Below are 8,133 nucleotides of genomic sequence, written 5' to 3'. Positions count from 1 at the left end.
CCCGCCATGACGACGCCGCCCAGCCGCCACCCCGCCGCACCCGCACCGGGCCCGCGCTGGGCCGAGCCGATCCGCAAGCGGCTCGTGGCCGGCGTCACGCACCTGACGGCGGGCGGCGGCGGCCCGTCGCTCGACCTCTCCTCCCCGCCCGGAGATCCGGGGCTGTTCGGCCCCGACGCCGTCTGCTGGCGCGTGCATGCCGACTTCACGTCGATGATGACGGGCGGCATCGCCGCACTGCTGCTGCAGGCGCTCCATCCGCTCGCCCTCGCGGGCGTCTGGGATCACTCGTCGTTTCGCACCGACATCCTGGGTCGCTTGCGGCGCACCGCCACGTTCATCACCGGTACGACCTTCGGCAGTCGCGCGGACGCACTCGCACTGATCGAGCGCGTGAAATCGATCCACACGCACATATCGGGCACCGCACCGGACGGACGGCCGTATCGCGCCGACGATCCTGCATTGCTGACCTGGGTGCACGTCGCGGAAGTATCGAGTTTCCTCGCCGCGCATCTGCGCTACGTGAATCCGGCCGTGCCGGGCGAATTGCAGGATCGCTACTACGCCGAGACGGCACGGGTCGCCGAACTGCTCGGCGCACACGAGGTTCCCCGTTCGCGTGCCGAGGTGGCCGCGTATCTCGCGCGCATGCAGCCCGAACTCGAGGCCGGGCCGCGTACGTTCGACGTGATGTCCATCCTGCTGAACGTGCCGGTCGCGAAGCCTGCGCTGCGGCCGGCCGCAGCGTTGGTGATGCATGCCGGAATCGACCTGCTGCCGCCGTGGGCGCAGCGCATGCTCGGCGTGTCGACGTTCGCGCCGCTGCGGCGCGCGGTGGTCCGGCCCGGCATACGGGTCGTCGCGCCCGTGCTGCGCTGGGCGCTCGTGAACGGCGCGTCAAAGCGTGCGCGCCGCCGCGCGACGGCAGCACCGCCCGACGGCACCCCGCCCGCCTGACGATCCGCCTCTTCCTTTCATTTCAATTTGCTGTCAAATACCTGTGACAAGCTGACGGGCTTGCACCCGCGCACGGTCGCACGCGCCGTCCGTCCCGCCTGTCCGTGACCCGCGCGGTGCTCCGCCAATCCGACCGACACCCGATGCCCGCGATGCCACACCTGCCGATCCGTTTCGCCCTCGCCGCCAGCCTGTCCGCCGTCCTCGCCCTCGGCGCCTGTGGAGGCGACGATGTCGCCGCCGTCGCGCGTTCGGACGCGCAAACGCCGTCCGGCGGCACCCCGACCGCGCCTGCGCCGGCGCCGCCCGCCACCGTCACGCCGCAACCGGGCAAGTGGAAGGCCGCCCGTGCGGGCGACCTGATCGACGTGACGCTCGGCGACCTCCATCCGACGCAGGGTGCAATCGGTTACGACCAGATCTACTACAAGCTCGGCCGCTACGAACTGCAGCCCGACAAGAAATTCGACGACTTCTGTGCGGACGAAGGCCTCGGCGGTGTCGCTTCGGCGGGCTACACGGCCAGGTCGGTGCTGCGCGATCCCGCCAGCTACGCATGCACGACGACCGACGCGAACGCCCGCGACCGGTCGGTGCTGAACCCGGTCGTGATCGGCCCGAACGGCGATGCGCTGTACCTGACCGACGGCCACCACGGCCTGTCCACCTACTACGAGACGGCCGACGGCGGCCCGGCGCTGCACGTACACGTCGTCGTCAAGGACAACCTCAGCGACTACTCGGGCGACGCGTTCTGGCAGCAGATGCAGAGCCGCGGTTATCTGCGCCTCAAGAACGGGGAAGGCAAGCCGATCACGACCGCCCAACTGCCGACCGGGCTCGGCCTGAAACTCGGGATGACGAACGACCGCTACCGCTCGCTCGTCTATTTCACGCGCGACATCGCCTACAGCAAGCCCGCACAAGCCACCGACTACCTCGAGTTCTACTGGGCCGACTGGCTGCGCGCGCAACCGGGCACGTTCTCGCTCGCCGGCTACGACCTGACGCGCGCCGGCGCAACCGACCCCGATCCGGCAAAGGCCGACACGGGGTACCTGAACGCGGTCTGGAATGCGTCGGCGCGCATGGTCGCGGCCACGGATCCCGTGATCGACGGCAAGACGGGCGCCGACCTCGGGCGCGCGGACGCGATCAACGGCGGGAAGAAATACAACAAGGGGGAATTCGACAAGCTGCGCCAGCCGATCGCGGCGGACAAGCCCGGCAAGGTCGCGTACGCGCTCGACTACAAGACCCGCCACGCACTGCCGCAGTAAGCGGCGAGCGCCACGCGGGAAGGAAGCCCCGGCCGGCCATGGCGGACAGGGCCTGCTGGCTCAAAGCACCTTGCGGTACCCGTCGTCGTCGCTTGCGGCGTCGAGGTGCGACACGTCGGCCCACTGCACGACCTGCGCACGGCCGTCCACGTAATCGACGACGTTGATGCTCGTGTTGAGCAGCTGATAACTGCGCGGCGCCGACAGTTCGATGCCGTTCGCAAACCGGTACACGCTGTCGAGCACGCCGCCGTGCGCGACGCACGCGATCCGGCCGCCCGGGTGCGCGGCCACGATCGGCTCGAGCGCGTGCAGCACGCGGTGATAGAACTCACGCTGCGACTCGCCGCCTTCCGGCGCGAAACCCGGATCGCGCGTCTGCCACGCCGCGTATGCGTCCGGAAACAACGCCTCGATCTCGGTGCTGTCGTGCCCCTGGAATGCGCCGTACGAGCGTTCCCGCAGCCCTTGCCGCAGCAGCAGCGGCAACCCGAGCGCATTGGCGAAGGGCTGCGCGGTCTGTTGCGCGCGCATCAGGTCGCTCGAATAGACCGCGTCGATCCGTGCACCGTCACGCGCGTCGCGTGCGAGCCGCGCGGCCAGCTTTTGGGCCTGCGCGAGCCCCGTGTCGGCGAGCGGGATGTCGATATGGCCCTGGATGCGCTTGATGCGATTCCAGGCCGTCTCGCCGTGGCGGATGAAAAGAATCTGCGTGGTGGCCATCGCGGCGCGTCTCCGGGGAAAGAATCAGGGCCGAACTTGCAGCCAGAATGTCACGGGGCCGTCGTTGACGAGCGACACCTGCATGTCGGCGCCGAACTCGCCCGTCTCGACGACCGGATGGCGCGCACGCGCGGCCGCGACGAAATAGTCGAAGAGCCGCGCGCCTTCGTCGGGCGGCGCGGCCGGCGTGAAGCTCGGACGCAGCCCGCTGTTGGTATCGGCGGCCAGCGTGAACTGCGACACGAGCAGCAGGCCGCCTGCGCGGCCCTCGCCGTCGATATTCGACACCGGCAGGTTCATCTTGCCGGCGGCGTCGCTGAACACGCGGTAGCCGAGCATTTTCGCGAGCAGCTTGTCGGCCGCCGCCTCGGTATCGCCGCGCTCCGCGCAGACGAGCGCGAGCAGGCCCGCGCCGATCTCGCCCGTCGTGCGGTCGCCGACGCGCACGTCGGCGCGCTTCACGCGCTGGATCAGCGCGATCATGCGGTCAGCGTGACGCGCGCGAAGCGGCGCTTGCCGACCTGGACGACGAACTCGCCGGCTTCGACCTTCAGGCCCTTGTCCGACACGGTCGCGCCATCGATCTTCACGCCGCCCTGCTCGATATTGCGCAGCGCTTCGCTCGTCGACGGCACGAGGCCGGCCTGCTTCAGCAGCTGGCCGATCGCGAGCGGTGCGCCCGCGAGCGTGACCGACGGGATGTCGTCCGGCACGCCGCCCTTCGCGCGGTGGTTGAAATCCTCGAGCGCACGTTCGGCGTCGGCCTGCGAGTGGAACCGCGCGACGATTTCCTGCGCGAGCAGCACCTTGAAGTCGCGCGGGTTGCGGCCGCCTTCGGCCTCGCGCTTGAAGCCGGCGATCTCGTCGAGGCCGCGGAACGACAGCAGTTCGAAGTAACGCCACATCAGCGTGTCCGAGATGCTCATCAGCTTGCCGAACATGTCGGTCGGCTTCTCGCTGATGCCGACGTAGTTGCCCTTCGACTTCGACATCTTCTCGACGCCGTCGAGGCCTTCGAGCAGCGGCATCGTGAGAATGCACTGCTGTTCCTGGCCGTACTGCTTCTGCAGCTCGCGGCCGACCAGCAGGTTGAACTTCTGGTCGGTGCCGCCCAGCTCGAGATCGGCGTTCAGCGCGACCGAATCGTAGCCCTGCATCAGCGGATACAGGAATTCGTGGATCGAGATCGGCACGCCGCCCTGGAAGCGCTTCGTGAAATCCTCGCGTTCGAGGATCCGCGCAACCGTGTAGCGCGACGCGAGCTTGATCATCCCGTCCGCGCCGAGCGGCATCGACCATTCGCTGTTGTAGCGGATCTCGGTCTTCGCGCGATCGAGCACGAGCGCGGCCTGCTCGAAATAGGTCTTCGCGTTCGACTCGATCTGCTCGCGCGTGAGCGGCGGGCGCGTCGCGTTGCGGCCCGACGGATCGCCGATCAGCGACGTGAAATCGCCGATCAGGAAGATCACCGTGTGGCCGAGGTCCTGCAGCTGACGCATCTTGTTCAGCACGACGGTGTGGCCGATGTGGATGTCGGGTGCGGTCGGGTCGAGGCCGAGCTTGATGCGAAGCGGCGTGCCCGTGGCCGCGCTGCGCGCGAGCTTCTGCGCGAACTCTTCCTCGATCAGCAGCTCGTCGACGCCGCGCTTCGTGACGGCGAGCGCATGCCGGACTTCGTCGGTGATCGGGAAAACAGGCTTGGAACTGGGTTCGGTGCTCATCGGTGCCAGGAAGAATGTCGCAAAAACAGGGATTTTCCCATAACTTGCGCGCCCATCGCTTAACGGCGCGCCGCGTTGCGCGGATAATCGGGCGCAAGGCGCGCGGCACCGGCCCGCGCCGCACGATCCAGGAGAACCCAACGTGCCGCAACGACAGCCGCAAAACGCCCATCCGGCCGACGGCATCTACTTCGGGCTGATGTCGGGAACCAGCATGGACGGCGTCGATGGCGTCGCCGTGCGTTTCGAGGCCGGCAAGGCGCCGGTCGTGCTCGCGGAAGCGTTCGTCGGCTTCGCGCAATCGCTGCGCGACGCGCTGTTCGCGCTGCAGCAGCCCGGCGACGACGAGATCGACCGCGAATCGCTCGCCGCGAACGCGCTGGTCGCGCGCTATGCGGTGTGCTGCCACGAATTGCAGCGCACGGCCGGGCTGTCGCGCGACGAGATCCGCGCGATCGGCGTGCACGGCCAGACCGTGCGCCATCGCCCCGAGCGCGGTTATACGCGGCAGATCAACAACCCGGCACTGCTCGCCGAGCTGACCCAGGTCGACGTGATCGCCGATTTCCGCAGCCGCGACGTCGCGGCAGGCGGCCACGGGGCGCCGCTCGCGCCGGGCTTCCATGCAACGGTGTTCGGCGCAGCGGGCGAGACGCGCGTCGTCTGCAATCTCGGCGGAATCAGCAACATCACGATCCTGCCCGGCGAAGGCGGCGACGTGCGCGGTTTCGACTGCGGCCCCGCGAATGCGCTGCTCGACGAATGGGCGACCCGCCATCTGGGCAAGCCGTACGATGACGGCGGCAAGTTCGCGGCGCGCGGCACCGACCATGCAGCGCTGCTCGACGCGCTGCTCGACGAGCCCTATTTCGCCGCGCCGCCGCCGAAAAGCACCGGGCGCGACCTGTTCAATCCCGCGTGGCTCGACGCGAAGCTCGCCCCGTTCTCACACGTCGCGCCGCAAGACGTGCAGGCCACCCTCACCGCGCTCACGGCCGTTTCGGTCGCGCGCGAGATCGCACAGCATGCAGCGGGCTGCAAGGCCGTGTTCGTATGCGGCGGCGGCGCACGCAATCCGGTGCTGCTCGATGCGCTCCGGCACGCGCTGCGCGAGGCCGGCGTGCCGGCCACGGTCGATACGACAGCGGCACTCGGCGTGCCGCCTCAGCAGGTCGAGGCACTCGCGTTCGCGTGGCTCGCGTACCGTTTCACCGCGCGCCAGCCCGGCAATCTCGCGACGGTTACCGGTGCGGCCGGCAACCGCGTGCTCGGCGCGCTCTATCCGCGCTGACGCATGGCCGCCCGCGCGGCGAGCGCCGCATGGAAAATGGGCACAAAAAAACGGGGCGTGATGCCCCGTTTTTCATTCCGGCGAACCGGCGTGGATCTGTCGTGCGCTCAGACCGAGAACGACGAGCCGCACCCGCAGGTGGTGGTCGCGTTCGGGTTCTTGATCACGAACTGGGCGCCGTTGAGGTCGTCCTTGTAGTCGATCTCGGCGCCGACCAGGTACTGGTAGCTCATCGAGTCGATCAGGAGCTGGACGCCGTTCTTGTTCATCACGGTGTCGTCCTCGTTGACTTCCTCGTCGAACGTGAAGCCATACTGGAAGCCGGAGCAGCCACCGCCCTGCACGAACACGCGCAGCTTCAGGTCGGGATTGCCCTCTTCGTCGATCAGTTGCTTGACCTTGTCGGCTGCGGCGTCGGTGAAGACGAACGGAACCGGCATTTCGGCCGTCGTTGCTGCGGATTCGGTAACAGCGTTCATTGCGAACTCTCCAAAAAGCTTTAGCCGCTATTGTAGGGCCGATCAGAAGATCGTGCTGATGTCCATGAAATCAATAGGTTCTTGTCGATTTCATCAAACACGCATGCGCAGGCCGCGACAGCACGCGCCTGGAAACGGACATAAAAAAACCGCCAGCGCGAAAGCTGGCGGTTTTTCCGGCGGACGCCGCCCGGGAGCGGCGCGGCCATGAAGCGGAATTAACGCTTCGAGAACTGCTTGGCGCGGCGTGCCTTGCGCAGACCGACCTTCTTACGCTCGACTTCACGTGCATCGCGCGTGACGAAGCCTGCGTTCGACAGCGACGGCTTCAGCGTCGCATCGTAGTCGATCAGTGCACGGGTGATGCCGTGGCGCACTGCACCTGCCTGACCCGTTTCGCCGCCGCCGTTCACGTTCACCTTGATGTCGAACGTCTGGCCGTGGTTCGTGAGTTCCAGCGGTTGACGCACGATCATCAGCGACGTTTCGCGCGAGAAGTAGTCAGCGATGGGCTTGCCGTTGACGATGATGTCGCCCTTGCCAGCCTTGATGAAGACACGTGCGACTGCGCTCTTGCGGCGGCCCGTACCGTAGTTCCAGTTACCGATCATGTGGGTCCCCTTAGATCTCGAGCGCCTTCGGCTGTTGAGCCGAGTGCGGATGCGTCGCTTCTGCGTAGACCTTCAGCTTCTTGATCATCGCGTAACCGAGCGGGCCCTTCGGCAGCATGCCCTTGACCGCCTTCTCGAGCGCGCGGCCCGGGAAGCGTTCCTGCATCTTGCCGAACGTCGTTTCATAGATACCGCCCGGGTAGCCCGAGTGACGGTAGTACTTCTTGTCCAGAGTCTTGTTGCCCGTGACCTTCAACTTGCTCGCGTTGATGATGATGATGAAATCACCAGTGTCGACGTGCGGGGTGAACTCAGGCTTGTGCTTGCCGCGCAGACGGCGTGCCACTTCGCTGGCAACACGGCCGAGAACCTTATCCGTCGCGTCAATCACGTACCATTCGCGCGTCACCTCATGGGCTTTTGCGGAAAACGTCTTCATGATCGATCCAAAAAAATTGCTTTGCCCGATGTGTTCTTCCTGCTTGTCTGTGTGCGCTTCGAGGCGCGGTGCAGGCTCTCCCTGTTCTTTTTCCGTGGGCATGAATGCGGAAAAGCCCTGAATTATAAAGGAAATACCGCAACGCGGTCAAAGGGAATCCGCTCACCGTGTCCACGGCGGCCGAAATGGGCCAAAATCCGGTCGTGCCCCGACAAGCCAGGCGAACCGAGCGCCCGGGGAGGCACCCATCGAAGCGCGGCACATGACCTTGCCGCGCCAGACCGGCCGAACACGGAAAACAACAAACAAGCATGATGAATCAACGACTTACACCCTTCCTCGCGGTCGTGATGCTGGCCGCCGCGGCACCTGCCGTCGCCGCCCGCGCGGGCTGCGAAGCCAAGCTCGAAGCCCTCGATACACGCCTTGCCGAAGCCCGTGCCGCGCATGCCGAGGATCGCGTCGCCCGCCTGCGCGCGGTGCGCGAACGCGTCCGCCACTTCTGCGCACGCGCTCACGGCCATGCGTCGGCCGTCCACGCGCCGGCGCCCGATGCGCGCCCGCGCGGCACGCCGCCCGACGCGACCTCGCAGCCTGCCGCCAGGCAGCCCGCGTAACCTTGCCGGAGC

Annotated in this window: 10 protein-coding genes; 4 read left to right on the top strand and 6 right to left on the bottom strand. The window is 67.1% G+C overall.

Going from position 1 to position 8,133, the window contains the following annotated elements; genetic code table 11:
• Nucleotides 1–6: 6 nt before the first annotated feature.
• Together L810_RS39295 and L810_RS39290 are read left to right on the top strand one after the other, a co-directional pair.
• Nucleotides 7–960, top strand: a complete 954-nt coding sequence (locus L810_RS39295; RefSeq protein WP_021163706.1) for an oxygenase MpaB family protein — start codon at nucleotides 7–9, stop codon at nucleotides 958–960.
• A 152-nt stretch (nucleotides 961–1,112) separates the two neighbouring features.
• A complete protein-coding gene (locus tag L810_RS39290) occupies nucleotides 1,113–2,240 on the top strand; it encodes a ParB/Srx family N-terminal domain-containing protein (protein WP_042978130.1) in 1,128 nt (375 codons plus the stop codon).
• 60 nt (nucleotides 2,241–2,300) lie between these two features.
• Here the strand turns inward: L810_RS39290 and L810_RS39285 are convergent, their stop codons facing one another.
• Genes L810_RS39285 through tyrS form a run of 3 tightly spaced genes read right to left on the bottom strand, consistent with a single transcriptional unit; the run spans nucleotide 2,301 to nucleotide 4,684 of the window.
• A complete protein-coding gene (locus L810_RS39285; protein WP_021163704.1) occupies nucleotides 2,301–2,963 on the bottom strand; it encodes a histidine phosphatase family protein in 663 nt (220 codons plus the stop codon).
• A 24-nt stretch (nucleotides 2,964–2,987) separates the two neighbouring features.
• Nucleotides 2,988–3,446, bottom strand: coding sequence for a D-aminoacyl-tRNA deacylase (gene dtd, locus L810_RS39280; RefSeq protein WP_021163703.1), 459 nt, complete (start codon nucleotides 3,444–3,446; stop codon nucleotides 2,988–2,990).
• Complete coding sequence (gene tyrS / locus L810_RS39275; RefSeq protein ID WP_021163702.1) at nucleotides 3,443–4,684, bottom strand: tyrosine--tRNA ligase; 1,242 nt, start codon at nucleotides 4,682–4,684, stop codon at nucleotides 3,443–3,445. Before tyrS ends, dtd begins: the two co-directional genes overlap by 4 nt.
• A gap of 142 nt (nucleotides 4,685–4,826) precedes the next feature.
• Here tyrS and L810_RS39270 point away from each other — a divergent pair, with 142 nt between their 5' ends.
• The gene (locus tag L810_RS39270; protein WP_021163701.1) at nucleotides 4,827–5,975 is read left to right on the top strand and encodes an anhydro-N-acetylmuramic acid kinase; all 1,149 of its coding nucleotides are present in this window, start codon (nucleotides 4,827–4,829) and stop codon (nucleotides 5,973–5,975) included.
• Nucleotides 5,976–6,082: 107 nt separating this feature from the next.
• Here L810_RS39270 and erpA read toward each other — a convergent pair whose 3' ends face one another.
• From erpA to rplM, 3 genes are all read right to left on the bottom strand, one after another.
• A complete protein-coding gene (gene erpA, locus L810_RS39265) occupies nucleotides 6,083–6,454 on the bottom strand; it encodes an iron-sulfur cluster insertion protein ErpA (protein WP_006751888.1) in 372 nt (123 codons plus the stop codon).
• Between the two features lie 218 nt (nucleotides 6,455–6,672).
• Complete coding sequence (gene rpsI, locus L810_RS39260; RefSeq protein WP_011883283.1) at nucleotides 6,673–7,065, bottom strand: 30S ribosomal protein S9; 393 nt, start codon at nucleotides 7,063–7,065, stop codon at nucleotides 6,673–6,675.
• A gap of 10 nt (nucleotides 7,066–7,075) precedes the next feature.
• Nucleotides 7,076–7,504 carry a 50S ribosomal protein L13 gene (gene rplM / locus L810_RS39255; RefSeq protein ID WP_009687896.1) on the bottom strand — a complete coding sequence of 143 codons (429 nt, stop codon included), beginning with the start codon at nucleotides 7,502–7,504 and terminating at the stop codon, nucleotides 7,076–7,078.
• 311 nt (nucleotides 7,505–7,815) lie between these two features.
• Between rplM and L810_RS39250 the strand changes: the two genes are divergently transcribed.
• Nucleotides 7,816–8,121: a DUF1090 family protein gene (locus L810_RS39250; RefSeq protein ID WP_021163700.1), complete on the top strand. Its 306-nt coding sequence runs from the start codon at nucleotides 7,816–7,818 to the stop codon at nucleotides 8,119–8,121.
• Nucleotides 8,122–8,133: the final 12 nt, after the last annotated feature.

Origin of the sequence: Burkholderia sp. AU4i, from assembly GCF_000466765.1 — a bacterium.
Taxonomy (GTDB): Bacteria; Pseudomonadota; Gammaproteobacteria; order Burkholderiales; family Burkholderiaceae; genus Burkholderia; species Burkholderia cepacia.
The sequence above is the reverse complement of the archived record's forward strand: the minus strand, read 5'-3'. Positions and strand labels throughout refer to the sequence as shown.

What these genes read in the sequence shown, in the direction of transcription:
- rpsI (WP_011883283.1), bottom strand. Translation starts at nt 7,065, where the DNA reads ATGATCGGTAACTGGAACTACGGTACGGGCCGCCGCAAGAGCGCAGTC.
- dtd (WP_021163703.1), bottom strand. Translation starts at nt 3,446, where the DNA reads ATGATCGCGCTGATCCAGCGCGTGAAGCGCGCCGACGTGCGCGTCGGC.
- L810_RS39250 (WP_021163700.1), top strand. Translation starts at nt 7,816, where the DNA reads ATGATGAATCAACGACTTACACCCTTCCTCGCGGTCGTGATGCTGGCC.
- tyrS (WP_021163702.1), bottom strand. Translation starts at nt 4,684, where the DNA reads ATGAGCACCGAACCCAGTTCCAAGCCTGTTTTCCCGATCACCGACGAA.
- L810_RS39285 (WP_021163704.1), bottom strand. Translation starts at nt 2,963, where the DNA reads ATGGCCACCACGCAGATTCTTTTCATCCGCCACGGCGAGACGGCCTGG.
- L810_RS39295 (WP_021163706.1), top strand. Translation starts at nt 7, where the DNA reads ATGACGACGCCGCCCAGCCGCCACCCCGCCGCACCCGCACCGGGCCCG.
- erpA (WP_006751888.1), bottom strand. Translation starts at nt 6,454, where the DNA reads ATGAACGCTGTTACCGAATCCGCAGCAACGACGGCCGAAATGCCGGTT.
- L810_RS39290 (WP_042978130.1), top strand. Translation starts at nt 1,113, where the DNA reads ATGCCACACCTGCCGATCCGTTTCGCCCTCGCCGCCAGCCTGTCCGCC.
- rplM (WP_009687896.1), bottom strand. Translation starts at nt 7,504, where the DNA reads ATGAAGACGTTTTCCGCAAAAGCCCATGAGGTGACGCGCGAATGGTAC.